This is a genomic window from Clostridioides sp. ZZV14-6154 (assembly GCF_020657785.1).
In the GTDB taxonomy this organism is placed as follows: Bacteria; Bacillota; Clostridia; order Peptostreptococcales; family Peptostreptococcaceae; genus Clostridioides.
Window position 1 is genome coordinate 56634 of the sequence record NZ_JAGWCY010000005.1, and the last position, 18373, is coordinate 75006.

Below are 18373 nucleotides of genomic sequence, written 5' to 3' on the forward strand. Positions count from 1 at the left end.
TCACCATCTATATAGAATATTTAAGTTCTTTTATTTTGTTTCTTAGGTTTCTTATTGATTTTCTGTGGAGTTGTGAAACTCTTGATTCTGAAACACCCAGCACTTTCCCTATTTCCTTTAGATTTAAATCTTCATAATAGTACAGTGAAAGTATCAATTTTTCCTTTTCCCTTAAATTACAAATTGCTTGAGATAAAATTTCTAGTTTTTCTTCTTCCTCTATTACATTTGCTGGAATATCTTCCTCTCTGTCACTTATTGTATCTTGTACAGTTTCATTTGTATCTTCAAAGATTACATGGTTTAATGACACAATATTTATCATATCTATATTATTTTCAATATCATAAAGTTCCTTTTCTGAAATATTTAATTCATTTGCAATTTCATATGAAGTTGGCTCTCTTAATAACTCAGCCTGTAATTTTTCTACTACTCTATTATATTTATTTACTTTAGTTAAATTGTGCTTAGAGATTGGACTTTGATTTCTAATTTCATCTAATATAGCTGATTTTATTTTTATATAAGAGTAACTAGAAAATTTTGCTCCTTTTTCAACATCAAATTTATTTATTGCATCAATCAATCCAATAACTCCACTATTTACTAAATCTTGATATTCAAAGCCTTTCCCAGGTATAAAAAATTTTCTTGCTATACTCTTTACAAGAGGCATATTCTCTTTTATTAATTCTTCTCTATTCATTAACTACGCCTCCTTAGCTTTTAAATATACTAAACATTTTTCTTAGTAGACCCTTACTCTCATCAATATCTTCTCTTGACTGACTTACCATTCTCTTTGCTATAGATATAATACACTTTGAAGCGCTACTTGTAGGATATTCCAGAATAAATGGTATCTGCTTTTTTACAGATATTCCTACTTTTTTATCATCTATTATATATCCATATAGCTCTAAATTAAGATTTAAAAATTTGTCTACAACCATCTTTATTCTGTTGTATGTAGATTTTGCCTCTTCTAAATTTATTACTCTGTTGATTATTATGTTTGCACTTCTCTTTATACCGAAATTACTTATAGCCTTTAGTAAGCTATATGCATCAGTCAATGATGTTGGCTCTGGAGTTGTTATTAAGAAAAATTCAGTACTACAATATATAAATGACAATAGACTTTTACTCATACCAGCTCCTGTATCAATTATTATAAAATCGACATCATGAATCTGTTCTATGCTATGTATAAACTTATTTCTTTGAGCTTCTGTAAAATCTTCTATATGATTAAGTGCAGAACCTCCAGAAATTATATTCACACCATATTTAGTTTGTGAAATTATATCTTCTATATTTTTTTCTCCATTAATTACATCAATTATCGTACCTTTTACATTTACACCCATTATTATATCTATATTTGACATTCCTATATCTGCATCTAATATAAGAACTTTTTTATTAAGCCTAGTCAAGCAGATAGACAAATTTGTAGCAAGATTACTCTTTCCAACACCACCTTTCCCAGAAGCTATTGTAATTATCTTAGGTGCATTCCCATTATCTACTATAAATTCATCAAGTCCTTTTTTTTCTATTGCCATTTTTCTCAAGATTTGAGCTTGGTCAATCATATACTTTCAACTCCTAATAGTAATCTTATAATCTTATCTTCATTAGGTTTTATAATATCATCAGGAACATTTTGCCCTATTGTAATATATGATATTGGTTTTTGTGCATAATTCACTATGTTAAAGATGGAACCATATGTGATTGTTTCATCTAGCTTTGTAATTATTAAGCTTTTAAAGTTCACGTTTCTATATGAATCTATAATTGCTTTTGTATCATTTTCTCTTGTTGTGCAATTCAAAACTAAGTGTATATTATCAGTTTCAGCTTTATCTATGAGATTTTTGATTTCTAGTATTTGCATAGAATTTTTATATCCTCTACCTGTGGTATCTATTAATACAACATCACAATCTTTCATCTCATCAAGTGCCAACTCCATCTCATCAGGGCTTATTACTCCTTTAAAAGGAATATTCATTATGTCAGTATATATCTTTAACTGCTCTACAGCACCAATTCTATAGGTATCTATAGTTATTACACCTACTTTTTTATTTTCCTCAAATACTAATTTTGCAGCTAACTTTGCTATTGTAGTTGTCTTACCTACTCCTGGTGGTCCAACTAGAGCGATTTTCCCATTTATCGTTGGATTTTCTATTTTAATCTTTTTCTTTAGACTTTCCACTAAATTTTTACTTGTATCAATTCCATTGAACTTCATTTCTTGTAAGTCAGTTCTTATGGACTCTACAATTTCTTCATTTAACTCTAGATTTAGTAGGTTCTTACATATTTTATCTATATCATTGTCATTCTTATTATCAAACCCCATATTACTTATAATTGACTTTAATTGTTCTACCTCTCGTTTCAAGTCATTTTGTTCTACATTATCTCTCTTTTCCCATCCGACAGTTAATTCGATATCTCTCTTTGAAAAAATACCTCGTATTCCAGACTTTCTTACTTCTTTTTTATCTATTAATGTAATATTGTCACCCAATTCCATTTTGGCTAGATTCATAGCATCCTGAATTGTATCAGCTGTATACTTTTTCGTCATCATATATGCTCACCACACCTTCTGCTTTGATTTTAACATCATTAGGTATTTCATTTAATGATAGTACCGTCAAATTAGGATATACAATCTCAACTAGTTTTCTAAATGGTGCTCTTATCTTTGGTGATACTACTATTACTGGTATATTATGATTGAAATATACATTACCTATTACATCTTGTATACTCTCAAATATTTTGTTTGTATTTTCTGGGTCAACGGCTGGATAAGTTCCATTTACAGACCTTTGTAAATTATTGGATACTAATTCCTCAGTTTCTGGAGATAATGTAGCCACTACAATTGACTTATCTTCATCCACCAAATTCGTACAAATACTTCTAGCTAAAGATATTCTCACATATTCAGTAAGAAGCTCTATGTCTTTTGTATTTCGAGACTGGTCTGCAAGTGTTTCAAGTATTGTAACCCTATCCTTTATATTTACTTTTTCTCTCAACAGATTTTTAAGTACTTTTTGAACCTCACCAAGTGTCATTAAATCTGGTATCAATTCATCAACTACAGCACTATAATTTTCTCTTGCTGCATCTATAATAGTCTTAACTTCTTGTCTTCCCAGTAATTCATGTGCATTGGATTTTATTATATCTAGTAAATGGGTTATAAGTATTGTGGATGAATCTACAACTGTATAACCTTTTAACTCTGCATCTTCTACCTTATCACTTTCTATCCAAAGTGCCTCTATTCCAAAAGTAGGCTCAATTGTCTTTATTCCAAATATATTAAAACCTTGATTCATAGGGTCCATACATAAAACCATATTAGGCATTATCTCATATCCACCAACTACATTACCTTTTATCTTTATATTGTATTGGTTCGGATTTAATTGTAAATTATCTCTTATTCTTATAGGTTGTACAACGATCCCCATGTCTATGGCACATTGTCTTCTTATTGATGCTATTCTCTGAAGTAAATCTCCTCCTGCTGATTCATCAGCTAGAGATATTAAGCCATATCCAATTTCTACTTCTATAGCTTCTACATTTATTAAGTTTGTTACATCTTCTACTTCGTTTTTGTCTGGATTTACCATATCAGGTTTTTCAAAATCTAAATCTTCTAAGGTATCCTTCTTTTCTCTTCCTAAGAAGTAACCTGCTGCTATTGCACCTATTCCCAGTGAAAAAAACGCTGGTTTAGGTAATCCAGGCATCATACCAAGTACAATTAAAACACATCCAGTCATCATTATTGCTTTTGGTATTGCTGTTAATTGCTTACCTACTAAGTCACCAAAGTTTTCATCAGTAGAAGCTCTTGTTACGATTATACCAGCTGATGTAGATATTAGTAGAGCTGGTATCTGGCTTACAAGTCCATCACCTATAGTAAGTCTTACATAAGTCTGAGCTGCACCCATAAGAGTCATGTTTAGCATTACAGCTCCTATTACAATTCCTCCTATTATGTTTATTGCTGTTACTATAAGACCTGCTATAGCATCTCCTTTTACAAACTTATTTGCACCATCCATAGAACCATAAAAATCAGCTTCTTGTTGGAGTTCTTTTCTTCTTTTTCTAGCAGTTTTGTCATCTATAACTCCTGCATTTAAATCTGCATCTATACTCATCTGCTTCCCTGGCATGGCATCTAACGTAAATCTAGCTGTTACTTCAGATACTCTTCCAGAACCATTAGTTATAACGACAAATTGAACAATTAATATAATTAGGAATATAATTATCCCTACTACGTAATTTCCACCTACAACAAAACTTCCAAATGCCTCTATAACTTCACCTGCATATCCTTGAGTTAAAATCAATCTAGTTGATGAAAGATTTAATCCCAATCTAAATAGTGTTGTAACAAGTAACACTGTTGGAAATATAGATAAATCAAGTACATTTGTTGTAAATAATGTCATTAATAAAATTAGCACAGATAAACTTATGTTAATTGCCAGTAAAATATCTAATATAAATGTAGGTAATGGCACTATCATCATAAGAACAATTCCTACGACACCAAAAGCCACTATTACGTCCATATGTTCCTTTAGATTAAACTTATTCATTACTTATCCTACCTTTTTGGGACTTTGTATCTATTTTTGATTTTATATACTGCTACTAATATCTCTGCAAAAGCTTGATACATGTCCTCTGGAATTTCTTGGTCTATTTCTACTTGCTTATATAACAACCTAGCGATAGGTTTATTTTCTATTATTGGGATATCATTTCCCTTTGCGATTTCCCTTATTTTAAAAGCTAAATAGTCTGCACCTTTTGCCACTACTACTGGAGCTTGGTCCTTTCCTTTTTCATATCTCACTGCTATAGATAAGTGAGTTGGATTGGTTACTATTACAGTAGCGCTTGGTACTGCTTGCATAGTCCTTTGAGATGAGATTTGTCTTTGTTTTTGTTTTATTTTAGCTTTTATTTCTGGGTCCCCTTCTGAGTTTTTATATTCATCTTTTATTTCTTGTTTTGTCATTCTAAGTTGCTTTTTATGACTATATCTTTGATAAAAATAGTCTGCAGCTGCTATAACTATCATAGCTATGCAAATTTTACTTAATATAGAATATACTAAGTCTTTAATTGTATACATTAAAGTTGGAAGATATATATTACCTAGCTTTAAGATATCTAAATAATTATCTTGAAAGAATTTATATCCTATGTATGCTAAGACAGATATAATCGCTACATCCTTTATTAAAGTTGATAAACTTCTCATGGAAAACATATTTTTGAATCCACTAACTGGATTTAATTTTGATAGATTTGGTTTCAAAGTTTCCCCAGTAAACAATATTCCCACTTGAAACAGGTTAGCTACTATACCTAAAACCAAGAATGGAATAGCTATTGGCAAAAATATCTTAAAAAAATCCATTAATCCCACTATAACTAAGTTTTCTAGATTTGAATAATTTATGTCCATATAAAAATTCACACTTAAAAAATGATTAAGTGAAGATTTAAGTGTATCCACTACATATGAAAATAATGTAGGGACTAATAAAGTGAATGCAAATAGAGTCATTGCAACGGGTAATTCTCTACTTTTTGCTATATTACCTTTTTTTCTTTGTTCTCCCTTTTTCTTTGGAGTGGCTTCTTCTGTTTTATCTGCTGAACCCATAAAAAACATGGGGGCTAGTGCAAAAGTTCCCTCATACATCTTTGGTATCTGACTCAATAAGTGACTTATTTGGTTGACAATTAAAGGTATTGATATGATAAATAGTGCTATACCAACCAATATTTTTAATGGCATACCAACTATCATTACGTTTAGTTGAGGTACACTTCTTGATATAAGACCTAATATAAAATCTGCCATAAGCAGACAAAGTACAATAGGTATTGCTATTTTGAATCCAGTTATAAAGCACTGCACAAATATGTTTATTATATAATCTATATTATTATCTACAAATGATTTTCCTATTGGAATTAACTCAAAACTATACCTTATACCTCGAATTAAAACATGATGCCCATCCATGCTAAAAAATATCATTATTGCTGTCCAGTTCATAAGATTATCAATTAAAGTTGTTTGAGCCATTGAGTTTGGGTCAAACATATTAATCATTGATAATCCCATCTGTTGGTCCATCATAGAACCTGCCATTCTGATACTATAAAAACATAGATTAGTTATATATCCGAGAATAATCCCTGTTATCGTCTCATTTATACCATATAACGTAAACATTACAATATTATCTACATTTGTTGCATATTCAATTTGCATAGTACTTGAAATCAATATTGATATAATGATTGCAAAAAGTGACTTAAATAAAGCAGGTGTACCAGCTGGAAATAGTATTCTCAATGTTCCGAAGAAGGCTACTATTCTAATAAATACAAAAATCATATGCACCCTACCTACTTAGTTATAAGAGATATCATATTGAATATCTCAGAAGTAAAATTAATAAGAGTATGTAACATCCAGCTTCCACCAATAGCTACTACTAAAAGAATTGCTATTAGTTTTGGTACAAAAGTCAATGTTTGCTCCTGGATTTGAGTTGTAGCTTGAAACACACTTATTAAAAGTCCAACTACAAGAGAAACAATTAGTACTGGAGCTGCAATCATAGCTCCTGTAAACATGCCATTTTTAAGAACACTCATTATCATAAATTCACTCATACTATTTTTCTCCTATCCAAATCCCAATATCAATGTTTTTACTATCAAGTTCCATCCATCTACCATTACAAATAATAACAACTTAAATGGTAATGATATCATGACTGGAGGCAACATAAACATTCCCATAGACATCAAAACACTTGCCACAACAAGGTCTATTATCAAAAATGGTATGTATATTAAAAAACCTATTTGAAAAGCAGTTTTTAACTCACTTATCGCAAAAGCTGGAACTACAACAGATAAGGGTATATTTTCACGAGTTAATTTTTTTTCTTTTAACCCTGCCTGTTCTACAAATAAATCTAAGTCAGTTTGTCTAGTTTGCTTTAATAAAAACTCTTTAATAGGTACTTCTGCTTCCTTCATAGCTTTTTCCATAGTGATTTCTTCTTTAATATATGGTTGTAATGCCTTTTCGTTTATTTCATTTAATACTGGTCTCATTATAAATATTGTCAATACTATTGCAAGCCCTACCAAAACTTGACTTGGAATTGCTTGTTGTGCTCCTAATGCTGATTTCAAAAATGATAAACTTATGACTATTCTAACAAAGCTTGTCATCATGAACATTACAAATGGTAAAAACATTAATGCAGTTAGAAATAAAAACAATTGCATTGAACTTGTATATGGTACGTCAGCCAAAGGTAATTTTGATAATAGTTCCATTTACTTATCTTCCTTTTTTGTAAATTTTCCAATATATCTACTGAAATCATATTTTGCTTTGATTTTTTCCATTTTAAAGTCTTGGATTTTAAAATTTCTTTCTTTAATGTCATCTTCTATTTTTGATATTTCTTCTTTGGTCAAATCTTTTATCTTATTCATACTAGCTGAAGAAGATGCAATAATACATCCTTCTTCACCTATTTTTAAAATTATTATGCTATTGTTTTTATTTATACTTACAATGTCTAGTATTTTTACATATTTGTCATTGTATTTTTTTAATAAAGTTCCCTGGCTAATTTTTAAAGATAAGACTATCAATATTAAAATTATTGGAATACATATTAATATCTTTAATAAATAAAGTATCATGTCTTACCATCCTTTTATTGTACTACTATATTTGTGAAATATATGTTTTGTATTACATTTCCACCTAAATTTGTATTTAAAGTATTTTTTATTTCATCTTTTATATTATTTAGGTTTTCAGCAGCAAAATCATCTGCTCTTTTTGCCATAAGGCAATTTATGATATTATCTCTAATTAGAGGTGTATTTTTTTCTATATCTTTATATGAAGCATCATAAGACACAGTTATTGACACCTTTAAATATCTTACACCTTCATCAGCTAGCTTCAATACCATTTCTTCTAAATCAAGATTTTCTGTTTTTATTTCATCTTTACCTTTTCCTGTTGGAATAAACAAACCTATAATCTTATCAATTTGTCCATTTCCACCTTTACCTAATATAAAAAACCCTGCTCCTGCTGAGAAAACAATCAGTATCAAAATAATTAGAATAATTTTTTTATTTTTGAACAAAACTCTTCCTCCTAGTCGATAGTTATAAGTATATTAACTCTTCTATTTTCAGCTCTTCCTTTTGCTGTATCATTTGAAACTAAAGGTTGATACTCTCCACATCCTGTTGCTGAAAATAGTTTAGGGTCCATGCCCTTTTCTTCTACAAAGTATCTTACAACACTTACTGCTCTACTAGAAGATAAATCCCAATTGGACTCATGTGTACTTGATTTTACAGGTACATTATCAGTATGACCTTCTATAACTATCTTATTTTTCATCATTTTTATCATGTCATATACTTTATTTAGAGTAGCTTTACTATCAACTTTTAACTCCGAAATCCCAGAGTCAAATAAGATTGAGTCATCTAACTCTAATAAAATCCCTCTACTATCATCCTTAACTGTTACACTATTTTGTAAGTTAGAATTATTAACCTTATCTTTTAAATCTTGTTCTAAATCTGACTTATCATTTTTATCCACTAAAACACTATCTATTGGAGACTTCGCACTTGTACTTGAACCTGTGTTAAACATACTTACTCCAGAAAACTGACCTTTTAATGCATTCGATATATTTTTAAATTTTTCCATGTCTACAACTGATGTTGCATATAGCAATACGAAAAAAGTAAGAATTAGAGTTATTGTGTCTGCATAAGTGGCCAACCATGCATCTGGGTTTATCTCATCTTTTTTTTTATTTTTTTTACGCGCCATTACTAATTACTCTTTCTGTATTTTTATTAGATTTCAAGAACTCTAGTCTTTCACTTCTTGAAAGATATGTTGCTAATCGTTCTTCAACTACTATACTGCTTTCGCCAGATTGTATACTTATTATACCTTCCAGCATCATTTCTTTTATGTAAACTTCTTTTTCCGTTTTTTCATCTATGTTATATGCAATTGGATTTAAAGCAATATTTGCAAGTAGAGAACCATAAAATGTTGTGATTAATGCTTTTCCCATACCAGAAGCAATCAAATCTGGTGATGTAAGGTCAGATAACATTTGTATAAGACCTATTAGAGTCCCCAACATTCCAAATGCAGGTGCAAATGTTCCCCAAGTTTTAAATATCTTTGAATATCTGTTATTTGTATCTTCAACAGAATCTATCTCTAATTCTAATATAGACCTTATTTCATTGACTTCCAGACCATCAATACATAGCTCTAATCCTTTTTTCATAAATGGGTCTTGTATTTTCATTACATCACTTTCTATTGACAAAAGGCCTTCTCTTCTCGCTTTTTTGGAAAGTGCTTTAAACTGATTCAATAAGTCTAATCTTGATATACTCGTTGTTTTAAATGAGTATTGTAGTGCATTTTTTATAAGTTTCATGTCATCAATAGTAAATGTAATCATCAATGCTCCAAATGACCCAAATACTGTTATTAATATTGATGAAAAGTCAAAAAAACTTTTTAATCCTGTACTACTTCCTTTTACTGCTCCAAATAAAACTAATACTGTAGATAATATTAGTCCAATGAATGTCAGTGAATCTGTTTTTTTCATTACTTTTCGCTCCTAATATAACCTACATTTATTTTCCTTTTATACTTTATTACTTTATCTACTATCTCGTCTACAGACTCTTTTACAAGATTTTTTTCTCCTGTTGTAAGTAATATTCTACTTTCCGGCACTGAGTCAATTCTTACTATAAGGTCTGAGTTTAATATGTAGCTTCTTCCGTTTAAATCCGTTACTCTTATCATACTATGTACCTACTATCTCTTAAGACTTATTATTTCTTGAAGTATCTCATCTGATGTAGATATTATTTTACTGTTTGCTTGGAAAGACCTACTTGCTATTATCATTTCTGTAAATTCTTCTGCTATATCTACATTGGAAGCTTCTATTGCTCCTTGTATTATTGTTCCTGTAGCTCCTGCTACTTGTGGGTCTCCTGAGTTTGCTGATGGCTTGTATAGGTTTCCTCCTTCTGCGTCTAGTCCTGCTGGATTTTGGAATGCATATGTTTGTACTTTTTGAATCTTACCATCATTAATATTTAAACCAGATGCATCTCCTACTTTTTTACCATCAGGTATAGGATATACAAACTGTGTTCTTTGACCATCACTTAATAAAAATTCTACAGTACCATCCTTTGATATATTGTACTCTAGTACATTTTGGACTGTTCCATCTTTAGGACTTACGCTTTGAAGTGGTATTACAATAGGTTCTTTTCCTTCTGCAGTAGCATTTTTAGTAAATTCACCAGTAGTAGCATCATACGTACCCTTATAAACCTCGCCTTGTAACATATACCCATCACCATTTACAAGTCTTCCACCTTTGATATTTTGCAAAGGTCCAGCTGCTGCTTTAAATCCTGTATCTAAGTTAAAAGAACCATCTCTTGTATACATAACTGTACCTTGTCTCACTACTGGAAGATACCCATCGCCATCTATCATCAAATCTGATGGTCTATTAGTTGGCTGTACATTTCCTTGTGTCATATCTTTATTTATACTTGATATCTTACTACCTACACCTACTTGTCCTAAGTTTGTTCCCCCTAACGCAGCTGTTGGAGCACTTGCATATAGTACAGTTTGATAAAATGAATCTGTTATTCTAGCTGAACTTTTCTTAAAAGCAGTAGTCCCAGCATTTGCTACATTGTTACCTATTACATCTAGTTTAGTTTGATTTGCTTTCATTCCACTTACACCTGAATACATTGCTTTTATCATGAATTTACCTCTTTTCTAATTTAATATTATTCTTGTTCTGGAGATTCTTGCTCTGGAGGGTTATTTTCTTCTCCTGAAGTTGTATCTACTTCTCCTATTTTAAGTAATTTTTCATATTTAACATCTACAGTTTTATCACTACCATCTACTTTCAGTTCTAAGTGTACCTCTCCATCTTTTATATATGTGGACTTTACTACACCTACAATGTTTTCATCTTCCTTCTCTTCTCCAGATACTTCTACTTCCTTACCAATTAATGACGTTGCCATACTCAAAGCAGAGTTTATTAGAGTAGAGTTACTTAAAGCTAAGAGTATATCTAGCTTGTCGTTCATAGCTGACATCTTTTCTAAAGTTGCAAACTGAGCTAATTGTGATACATACTCTGTTGGGTCTTGTGGATTCATTGGGTCTTGATTACCCATTTGTGCTACAAGTATTTTCATAAACAAGTCTTTATCAGCATCGTCACCCTGCCCTATAATTGGAGTTCCGTTGTCTGTTACTGTCTGATTTCCTTTACTTCTAACTTGTTTATTCGCAATATCATTAATATTTCTTTCAAGTTGGCTCAAGTTATTTGACCTATAGTTTCCTTGAGCCCCTGCTAAAGCTGTTGCCACTCCATACATACAGTATTACCCCCTTATTACGCTAATAAATCTACTCTATCATCATCAATAAGATTTTCTTTAATCTCATCTTCTATGACTATATTGTTACGCTTATTATTTGTATCCTGCTTATTCATATTTTCTTGGTTATTTTGTCTGTTCTGTTGTTCAAATGCTTTATCAAAAGTATCTGATGTATTTCTATTATCACTATGCATTTGCACTGATACATCTTTTATATTTACATTCGTAAGTTCAAGATGTTGCTTTAAATCTGTTATATTTTTATTTATAGAGTCAAATACGTCTTTATTAAAAACAGTTACAACAGCTTTCATACTCTCATTATCTTTCAATAATTGTATGTTCATATCTCCCAATTCTTTTGGTCTTAATTTAATTGTTAACTCTTGTATATCATTTGTTTTCATATGTTTAATAGCCTTAATCGAATCATCCATGACGTTTGATTCTATATGTTTTAAATTAACATTATCGCTTTTAGTTTCGTTTATATCCATGCTTTTATTTATTACCTGACCCAAATTTCCGTTTTTATTTCCATTAACCCCTGCTAGTTTTTCCAAAATATCAGAACTATCATCTCTTTGCTTATTTGAGTTAAGATTGTCCATTCTATTACTATCAAAGTTGTATAAATCTATGCTTTTATTATCATCCTCTGTAGTTTTACTAATTACTTCAAAGTTTCCTTTAGCATTATTTTCTAAAAGTTCTCTTAACTTCATCATGTCTAAATTTTGCGCTTCATCAGATTTATTCGCATTAGCTTTATTTAATTCTGCATTTTGGTTTGCAATCTTATTCAACATATTTTTATTAAGTTTAAGTTCTTGTTTCAATTCATCTGATACATTTAGCTTTTCTATATCATTTAATATAGAATTTATATCTTTATCTTTTTTATCATTATTTTTTAAAATATTTAGTAATTGTTGTAAAATCTCATTAATCTTACTGCAATCTTTTTCATATGTACTTTTATCTTCTAAGTGATTACTTTTATCTTCATCTAAATGACACTCATTATCACTATCTTCTGGTTTATCTGAGCTAACATTTTGATTGCTTGTTTCTTTTCTATCTTTAACTGGTTTATTGTCTGTTACCTTATACAAATTATCTTCAAATTTATTCTTTTTTACATCTTTATTCTTAGATGAACTTTTTTTATCCACAATATCTTTAATAACATTATAAGAATCTGCTTGTATCTTCATACAATAATATCCTCACTTCCTACTATTCTTATAGAACTTGTCTATTTCTCAAATAACTCATACTTGCAAACTCATCATTAGTTTTTTGTTCCTTTAAATTTTCTTCTCTATAATACTGTCCATACTTTTTCTCTTTTAGTTTTTCTAATGATTTTCTTTCTATCTGTTTGTCTATAAGCTGTTTTCTAGCTTTTTCAAGTTCATTTGTCGACTTATCCAGTTCCTCTGATAAATCCATTATAGAGTTATTTAGAGCCAACAAATAGTTAATAGTTATTTTTTGATTTTGAATACTATCGTTATCTTTACTTATAGCATATTTATTATAATTACTTTCTAAGTTTTCTAAATTATTCTCTATATCTATTTTTTTTTGTTGAATTTTAGCAAACTCCATTTTTATTTTTTCTTCATCTTTCATTTTTAAGTCTAAAACTTTCTGTAATCTAAACTTAAAGTTTTTATCCAATTCCATCACAACCTCTTCAAATATTTTTTTAAGTTATTTATTCAAATATTCTTTTCAAGCTACTTATAGTTTCGTTAAAAGAGCTCTTTTCATTTATACCTTGTTTTAAAAAATTGATAATATGCTCATGATAATAGATTGCTTCATCTATTTTTTTATTGGTACCTGAAGCATATGCACCTATATTTATCAAATCTTCTGCTTCTCTATATTCAGAGAGCATATCTCTTGCAAATGATGCTATTTTTATATCTTCTTTTGAAGCAATCTCATTCATAAGTCTACTTAAACTATTCAAGACATCTATGGAAGGATAATGGTTCTTATTTGCCAAATCTCTAGATAGAACTATATGACCATCCAGTATCCCTCTTGTAGTATCTGCTATTGGCTCATTAAAGTCATCTCCATCAACTAATACTGTATAAAATGCAGTGATAGAGCCTTTATCTGATGTCCCTGTTCTCTCCATGAGTTTTGGTAAAATGGCAAATACAGATGGTGTATATCCTTTTTGTGCTGGTGGCTCTCCTATGGCTATTCCAACTTCTCTTTGCGCCATAGCAAATCTAGTCACAGAATCCATCATAAGTATTACTTTTTTCCCTTGATCTCTAAAGTATTCGGCTATTGCAGTGGCTGTAAGGGCACCTTTAAGTCTAACTAATGGTGCTTTATCTGATGTCGCACATACAACAACAGATTTTTTCATTCCCTCTTCACCTAAGTCTTTATCAATAAAATCTAATACTTCTCTTCCTCTTTCTCCAACAAGGGCAATTACATTTACATCTGCTTTTGCATTTCTAGCAATCATGCCTAGAGTTGTACTCTTACCTACTCCACTTCCTGCAAATATTCCTATTCTCTGTCCTTCACCACAAGTAGTAAATGCATCTATTGCTCTTACACCTGTTTCCATTATATTGCGTATCTTTTTTCTCTTCATTGGGTCAGGAGGTTCATTATTCAAGTTGTATCTGTCTCCTAAAACAACTTCTGAGTTATCTATAGGATTTCCAAGACCATCAAGTACTTTACCTAGTAAATTATCGCTACACATAACACTTAAAGGTATCCCCTTAGAAATAACTTTACAACCAGGTGCTATTAATGTTAACTCTCCTAATGCCATTAATATTACTTCTTTATCTTTAAAACCTACTACTTCACAATTCACTGTTTTGTTGACTTGATTGTATATAACACATAGCTCTCCAACAAAAGCTTTTATCCCTTCAACTTCTACAGTAAGCCCTATTATTTTCTTAACTCTACCTTCTGATATAGTAAGTTCTAAATTTTCTATTTTCTTATTTATTTTGTCAAAATCTATAGATATATCAGTTTTATACATACTTTATTCACCAAGCAATTCTTCTTTTAGTTTTTCCATAGCACAATCAATACCAACTATTATTCTTCCATTTTCCTTTTGTATAATAGCATTTCCTTTATCTATGCTATCATCTGCAATAACAAATACACTTGATTTTAATGATGTTTCTTCTTTAAATAATTCAAACTCTTTCTCTATATTATCTTTATAGAAAGAATTACATCTTACTATGAATGAAATACTTCCTTCATAATCTTGAATAATTTGCTTTAACAAATCACTCATAGATTCTTCATCTTCAAAGTGCTTTTTTAGAACAGAACTAGCCATATTAATAGCAAGTCTTATAATCTCTTTATTTTTTTCCTTTATGTACTCAGTCATTTTCTCATTAGCTTGTAATAAGATTAAATTTGCCTGATTTCTTATAGAATCTGCTTCATCTTTAGCTTTTTGGGTATACTCATTATATGACTCTTTATATCCATCCTCATATCCATTTTTCTGACCTTGACTATATCCTTTTTCATATGCTTGCTTTTCTATATTTTGTGCATTTATTTTTGCTTCTTCCAATATCTCATTCTTTTTTATCTCAGCAGATTCTATAGCTTCTTTTATTACTTCATCTCTAAATCTACAATCATTATCTTCGTTTATATTTGATTCTCCCACTCTAGCTTTATCTATTATAGATAAGTCTAGTACTCCTTTATATGATGCTTTTTCACTTTTGATAATTTTATTATTCAACAAAGTCATCACCAAAATTCCTTACAATAGTTATGGCACCTTCTCTTTCAAGTTTTCTTACAATACTCACTATTTTTTGTTGAGCACCTTCAACCTGAGTAACCTTTATGACACCAACCATTTCCATCTCTTCTTTAAGTGCTTCTGCTGCCCTAGAGGATTGATTTCTATATATAGCATCTGATATTTCATCATCCACACCTTTTAAAGCATATACTAAATCCTTCATAGTTACTTCTTTCAGTACTTTCTGTATGCTTATATCATCTAACTTGACAATATCTTCAAATACAAATATATTAGATTTAATTTGAGCTGCTAAAGCTGGGTCTTTTTCTTCAATAGTATTCAAAATATTCTTTTCTGTTTTTCTATCAGAATTAAGCAATATTTGAACTAGAGTAGCTATTCCTCCATAATCTTTAAAATCTTCACCACTTATTGAATGCATTTTATTCTCTAATGAAGTTTCAATTACACTTATAACTTCTGGAGATATTGAACCCATTGAACTTATTCTCATAGCTACCTCATTTTGTAAATCAAAATCTAAATAAGCTAAAACTTCTGCGCCATTTTCAGGTTCCATATGTGCAAGTAAAATGGCTATAGTCTGTGCACTTTCATTTCTAAGTATTTCTAATATCTTCTTTACATCTAGTTTTATAATATGTTTAAAAGGTTTTGTACTTGTATCTATTGATATACCCTCAAGTAATTTACTTGCTTTGGCATTTCCCAAGGCATTACTTAACAATTCTTTGGCATATTCAAGCCCGCCTTCTATAACATAATCTTTCGCTTTATTTATTTCTACAAACTCTTTTAATATTTCTCTTCTTTCTTTTGAAGCTATTGAAGAAATATTTGCAATTTCCAAACCTATTTTTTGAACTTGTTTATCTGGTAGACTTTTTATTATATCACTAGCCACAGTTGGACCTAATGTCATTAACAGTACAGCGGCTTTTTTTAAACCTTCACCTTCTACCTTCTCTTTCTTATCATTTTCACTTATATCACTTAAATCAAACGCATTAACATTTGTAATTTCCGCGGACACTTTCTATCCCCCTTACTCATTTAACCAAGTTTTTATTATCTCTGTGACTTGGTCTGGTTTTTCTTCTGCATACATTTTAACAGCTTCCTCTAATGTCAATTCTGGGTCATCCCCTAACAGAGGATTGTCTTTCTTATCAATAGAATTAGTACTATAAACTTCATCTTCATAATCCATGTCTTCTTGTTCACTTCTCTTTTTATATATTAAGTATCCAATAACACCTACTGCAACAACTGCTACTACTCCAACAACCGCTTTTATTATATTGTTTTTGAATCCTTCTTTTTTAATATCTTCCATTTCTTGTTTAGCTTCTGCCTTACCCTTAGGGTCAAATACCATTGAAACAACGCTAAGAGTATCTCCCCTAGCTCCATCCATGCCTATAGCATTATTAACAATATCTTCCACATCAGCTTGAACACCTTTAGCTATTTTTCCATCTATAGCAACAGAAGCTGTCAATCTTTTAAGTTCTCCAGGCGCAACTATAGTATGAGTTTCAATCTTACCTGTTTCATATTCAAAACTCTCATCCAAACTATCTTCTGTATTAGTACCATTTTTATTTCCTTGGTTATTCATATTAGCATCTACACCTTGGACATTATTTGTCGCAGATTTAGATGAATTTTTTGACCTTGTTTCCTTTATAGCAACTTTATCAGGGTCAATTTTTATTTCAGTTTTTTCAGCTGTATCAAAACTCAAATCAGCATTTACTGTAGCTTTTACCTTTCCTGTACCAAATATTGGTTCTAACATGTCTAAAATAGATTTTTCTAATTGTTTATCCAGTGCCTGCTCAGATGCCTTATTTTTATCAATACTAATAGCACCATTTATCGGTTGATTGTTTTCATCAACTTCTTCATCGTCTAAGATGCCTTCAGATAATAAGTTCATTTTGTTATCAATAACTTGAACATTTTTCTCTGGTATATTTGTAACACTTCCTGATACAAGTGCCATAACAGATTTTATTTGATTTTTCTCTAAAGTTGTTCCTGGCTTTAGCATCAAATAAACTGCTGCACTTCCTGGAACAGCCTCCTTCTCAAATACAGAAGATTCACCAAATGTTATATGTACTCTACTATCTTCCACCTGAGGAAAACTCTTGATTGTTTTTTCTATTTCTCCTTGCATCATTCGTTGCTTCTTAATTTGAAACTCTTCATCAGTAAGCCCTATTGATGAACTATCATCCATAAGTGCAAATCCTTTAGAACCACTTGTCAAGCTTGGAGCTAACTCTAACCTCAACTTATCAACTTCTGTTCTAGGAACATAAATTGTACTTCCTTTTACCTTGGTATCTATCTTTCTAGACTCTAATTCTGCTGATATATCTGCAGCATCTTGAACATCTAGCTCTGAAAATAAGACTGCATACTTATTTTTGCTTGCAGATATTGCTGTAAATACTAGCGCTAAACATATAGCAACAATCCCTATACCTAATGCTATCTTAGTCCCCTTTTTTAGAGAACCTATTTTTGTCCTAGATTTAGCAACTTGCTCCTTAATCTTATTTTTAAAACTGGCTATCATTGATTATTACTCCTGTTCAAAAGACTAAATTTGTACTTTATTCATTTCTTGATATGCATCATGAATCTTATTTCTAACTTCTATTAGATATTGCATAGATAGTTGTGCTTCTTGACCTATTAACATAACTTCATGCATAGAAACATCTTCGCCTTTTATAAATTTTTCTTTCATATCATCTGCTGTCACTTGTTGAAAATTAACTTTATCAATAGTATCTTTTATTACATCTTCAAAATTCTTTTTTTCTTCTTTATTATTAGTATTTAATGGTTTAGTTTCTCCAATTAAGTTCTCTAACTGTGCTCCTTGCACTAGGTTGTTAATCTGTGTAATTGGCATAA

General features: G+C 30.4%; 21 protein-coding genes. All 21 read right to left on the bottom strand.

Annotated elements, in window-relative coordinates:
- Nucleotides 1–7 precede the first annotated feature (7 nt).
- The 21 genes from KGF45_RS12090 to fliE are packed head-to-tail and all read right to left on the bottom strand — an operon-like array spanning nt 8 to nt 18371.
- On the bottom strand, nt 8–709 hold the full coding sequence (locus KGF45_RS12090; protein WP_227842631.1) for a FliA/WhiG family RNA polymerase sigma factor: 702 nt from the start codon (nt 707–709) through the stop codon (nt 8–10).
- A gap of 13 nt (nt 710–722) precedes the next feature.
- A complete protein-coding gene (locus tag KGF45_RS12095; RefSeq protein WP_227827758.1) occupies nt 723–1601 on the bottom strand; it encodes a MinD/ParA family protein in 879 nt (292 codons plus the stop codon).
- Nucleotides 1598–2611 carry a flagellar biosynthesis protein FlhF gene (gene flhF / locus KGF45_RS12100; protein WP_227842632.1) on the bottom strand — a complete coding sequence of 338 codons (1014 nt, stop codon included), beginning with the start codon at nt 2609–2611 and terminating at the stop codon, nt 1598–1600. The genes KGF45_RS12095 and flhF overlap by 4 nt, the downstream gene beginning before the upstream one ends.
- A complete protein-coding gene (gene flhA, locus KGF45_RS12105) occupies nt 2589–4664 on the bottom strand; it encodes a flagellar biosynthesis protein FlhA (RefSeq protein WP_227842633.1) in 2076 nt (691 codons plus the stop codon). Before flhA ends, flhF begins: the two co-directional genes overlap by 23 nt.
- 8 nt (nt 4665–4672) lie before the next feature.
- Nucleotides 4673–6487 carry a fused FliR family export protein/FlhB family type III secretion system protein gene (locus KGF45_RS12110; RefSeq protein WP_227839289.1) on the bottom strand — a complete coding sequence of 605 codons (1815 nt, stop codon included), beginning with the start codon at nt 6485–6487 and terminating at the stop codon, nt 4673–4675.
- 11 nt (nt 6488–6498) lie between these two features.
- Nucleotides 6499–6768 carry a flagellar biosynthesis protein FliQ gene (gene fliQ, locus KGF45_RS12115; RefSeq protein WP_227827762.1) on the bottom strand — a complete coding sequence of 90 codons (270 nt, stop codon included), beginning with the start codon at nt 6766–6768 and terminating at the stop codon, nt 6499–6501.
- Between the two features lie 12 nt (nt 6769–6780).
- Complete coding sequence (fliP, locus tag KGF45_RS12120; protein WP_227827763.1) at nt 6781–7446, bottom strand: flagellar type III secretion system pore protein FliP; 666 nt, start codon at nt 7444–7446, stop codon at nt 6781–6783.
- A complete protein-coding gene (locus KGF45_RS12125) occupies nt 7447–7821 on the bottom strand; it encodes a flagellar biosynthetic protein FliO (protein WP_227827764.1) in 375 nt (124 codons plus the stop codon).
- A gap of 14 nt (nt 7822–7835) precedes the next feature.
- Nucleotides 7836–8279 carry a flagellar basal body-associated protein FliL gene (gene fliL, locus KGF45_RS12130; protein WP_227827765.1) on the bottom strand — a complete coding sequence of 148 codons (444 nt, stop codon included), beginning with the start codon at nt 8277–8279 and terminating at the stop codon, nt 7836–7838.
- Nucleotides 8280–8290: 11 nt separating this feature from the next.
- Nucleotides 8291–8986 (bottom strand): OmpA family protein, encoded by a 696-nt coding sequence (locus tag KGF45_RS12135; RefSeq protein WP_227839292.1) that lies wholly within the window; start codon nt 8984–8986, stop codon nt 8291–8293.
- Nucleotides 8976–9794, bottom strand: coding sequence for a motility protein A (locus KGF45_RS12140; RefSeq protein WP_227827767.1), 819 nt, complete (start codon nt 9792–9794; stop codon nt 8976–8978). Before KGF45_RS12140 ends, KGF45_RS12135 begins: the two co-directional genes overlap by 11 nt.
- Nucleotides 9794–9997, bottom strand: coding sequence for a flagellar FlbD family protein (locus tag KGF45_RS12145; RefSeq protein WP_054268815.1), 204 nt, complete (start codon nt 9995–9997; stop codon nt 9794–9796). Before KGF45_RS12145 ends, KGF45_RS12140 begins: the two co-directional genes overlap by 1 nt.
- Before the next feature lie 12 nt (nt 9998–10009).
- On the bottom strand, nt 10010–10990 hold the full coding sequence (locus tag KGF45_RS12150; protein WP_227827768.1) for a flagellar hook-basal body complex protein: 981 nt from the start codon (nt 10988–10990) through the stop codon (nt 10010–10012).
- 26 nt (nt 10991–11016) lie between these two features.
- Nucleotides 11017–11625 carry a flagellar hook assembly protein FlgD gene (locus KGF45_RS12155; RefSeq protein ID WP_227827769.1) on the bottom strand — a complete coding sequence of 203 codons (609 nt, stop codon included), beginning with the start codon at nt 11623–11625 and terminating at the stop codon, nt 11017–11019.
- Between the two features lie 17 nt (nt 11626–11642).
- Nucleotides 11643–12848 (bottom strand): flagellar hook-length control protein FliK, encoded by a 1206-nt coding sequence (locus KGF45_RS12160; protein WP_227842634.1) that lies wholly within the window; start codon nt 12846–12848, stop codon nt 11643–11645.
- A 28-nt stretch (nt 12849–12876) separates the two neighbouring features.
- Nucleotides 12877–13323 (bottom strand): flagellar export protein FliJ, encoded by a 447-nt coding sequence (fliJ, locus tag KGF45_RS12165; RefSeq protein ID WP_227827771.1) that lies wholly within the window; start codon nt 13321–13323, stop codon nt 12877–12879.
- Nucleotides 13324–13354: 31 nt separating this feature from the next.
- Nucleotides 13355–14674: a flagellar protein export ATPase FliI gene (gene fliI / locus KGF45_RS12170; protein WP_227827772.1), complete on the bottom strand. Its 1320-nt coding sequence runs from the start codon at nt 14672–14674 to the stop codon at nt 13355–13357.
- Between the two features lie 3 nt (nt 14675–14677).
- The gene (locus KGF45_RS12175) at nt 14678–15418 is read right to left on the bottom strand and encodes a FliH/SctL family protein (RefSeq protein WP_227842693.1); all 741 of its coding nucleotides are present in this window, start codon (nt 15416–15418) and stop codon (nt 14678–14680) included.
- Nucleotides 15402–16472 carry a flagellar motor switch protein FliG gene (gene fliG / locus KGF45_RS12180; RefSeq protein ID WP_227827774.1) on the bottom strand — a complete coding sequence of 357 codons (1071 nt, stop codon included), beginning with the start codon at nt 16470–16472 and terminating at the stop codon, nt 15402–15404. The genes KGF45_RS12175 and fliG overlap by 17 nt, the downstream gene beginning before the upstream one ends.
- A gap of 12 nt (nt 16473–16484) precedes the next feature.
- Nucleotides 16485–18029, bottom strand: a complete 1545-nt coding sequence (gene fliF, locus KGF45_RS12185) for a flagellar basal-body MS-ring/collar protein FliF (RefSeq protein ID WP_227827775.1) — start codon at nt 18027–18029, stop codon at nt 16485–16487.
- A gap of 24 nt (nt 18030–18053) precedes the next feature.
- The gene (gene fliE, locus KGF45_RS12190; RefSeq protein ID WP_227827776.1) at nt 18054–18371 is read right to left on the bottom strand and encodes a flagellar hook-basal body complex protein FliE; all 318 of its coding nucleotides are present in this window, start codon (nt 18369–18371) and stop codon (nt 18054–18056) included.
- Nucleotides 18372–18373 lie beyond the last annotated feature (2 nt).

What these genes read in the sequence shown, in the direction of transcription:
- KGF45_RS12090 (WP_227842631.1), bottom strand. Translation starts at nt 709, where the DNA reads ATGAATAGAGAAGAATTAATAAAAGAGAATATGCCTCTTGTAAAGAGT.
- fliQ (WP_227827762.1), bottom strand. Translation starts at nt 6,768, where the DNA reads ATGAGTGAATTTATGATAATGAGTGTTCTTAAAAATGGCATGTTTACA.
- fliF (WP_227827775.1), bottom strand. Translation starts at nt 18,029, where the DNA reads ATGATAGCCAGTTTTAAAAATAAGATTAAGGAGCAAGTTGCTAAATCT.
- KGF45_RS12175 (WP_227842693.1), bottom strand. Translation starts at nt 15,418, where the DNA reads ATGACTTTGTTGAATAATAAAATTATCAAAAGTGAAAAAGCATCATAT.
- KGF45_RS12160 (WP_227842634.1), bottom strand. Translation starts at nt 12,848, where the DNA reads ATGAAGATACAAGCAGATTCTTATAATGTTATTAAAGATATTGTGGAT.
- KGF45_RS12125 (WP_227827764.1), bottom strand. Translation starts at nt 7,821, where the DNA reads ATGATACTTTATTTATTAAAGATATTAATATGTATTCCAATAATTTTA.
- KGF45_RS12110 (WP_227839289.1), bottom strand. Translation starts at nt 6,487, where the DNA reads ATGATTTTTGTATTTATTAGAATAGTAGCCTTCTTCGGAACATTGAGA.
- KGF45_RS12145 (WP_054268815.1), bottom strand. Translation starts at nt 9,997, where the DNA reads ATGATAAGAGTAACGGATTTAAACGGAAGAAGCTACATATTAAACTCA.
- fliP (WP_227827763.1), bottom strand. Translation starts at nt 7,446, where the DNA reads ATGGAACTATTATCAAAATTACCTTTGGCTGACGTACCATATACAAGT.
- fliI (WP_227827772.1), bottom strand. Translation starts at nt 14,674, where the DNA reads ATGTATAAAACTGATATATCTATAGATTTTGACAAAATAAATAAGAAA.
- KGF45_RS12095 (WP_227827758.1), bottom strand. Translation starts at nt 1,601, where the DNA reads ATGATTGACCAAGCTCAAATCTTGAGAAAAATGGCAATAGAAAAAAAA.
- KGF45_RS12140 (WP_227827767.1), bottom strand. Translation starts at nt 9,794, where the DNA reads ATGAAAAAAACAGATTCACTGACATTCATTGGACTAATATTATCTACA.
- KGF45_RS12135 (WP_227839292.1), bottom strand. Translation starts at nt 8,986, where the DNA reads ATGGCGCGTAAAAAAAATAAAAAAAAAGATGAGATAAACCCAGATGCA.
- KGF45_RS12150 (WP_227827768.1), bottom strand. Translation starts at nt 10,990, where the DNA reads ATGATAAAAGCAATGTATTCAGGTGTAAGTGGAATGAAAGCAAATCAA.
- fliE (WP_227827776.1), bottom strand. Translation starts at nt 18,371, where the DNA reads ATGCCAATTACACAGATTAACAACCTAGTGCAAGGAGCACAGTTAGAG.
- flhA (WP_227842633.1), bottom strand. Translation starts at nt 4,664, where the DNA reads ATGAATAAGTTTAATCTAAAGGAACATATGGACGTAATAGTGGCTTTT.
- fliJ (WP_227827771.1), bottom strand. Translation starts at nt 13,323, where the DNA reads ATGGAATTGGATAAAAACTTTAAGTTTAGATTACAGAAAGTTTTAGAC.
- flhF (WP_227842632.1), bottom strand. Translation starts at nt 2,611, where the DNA reads ATGACGAAAAAGTATACAGCTGATACAATTCAGGATGCTATGAATCTA.
- KGF45_RS12155 (WP_227827769.1), bottom strand. Translation starts at nt 11,625, where the DNA reads ATGTATGGAGTGGCAACAGCTTTAGCAGGGGCTCAAGGAAACTATAGG.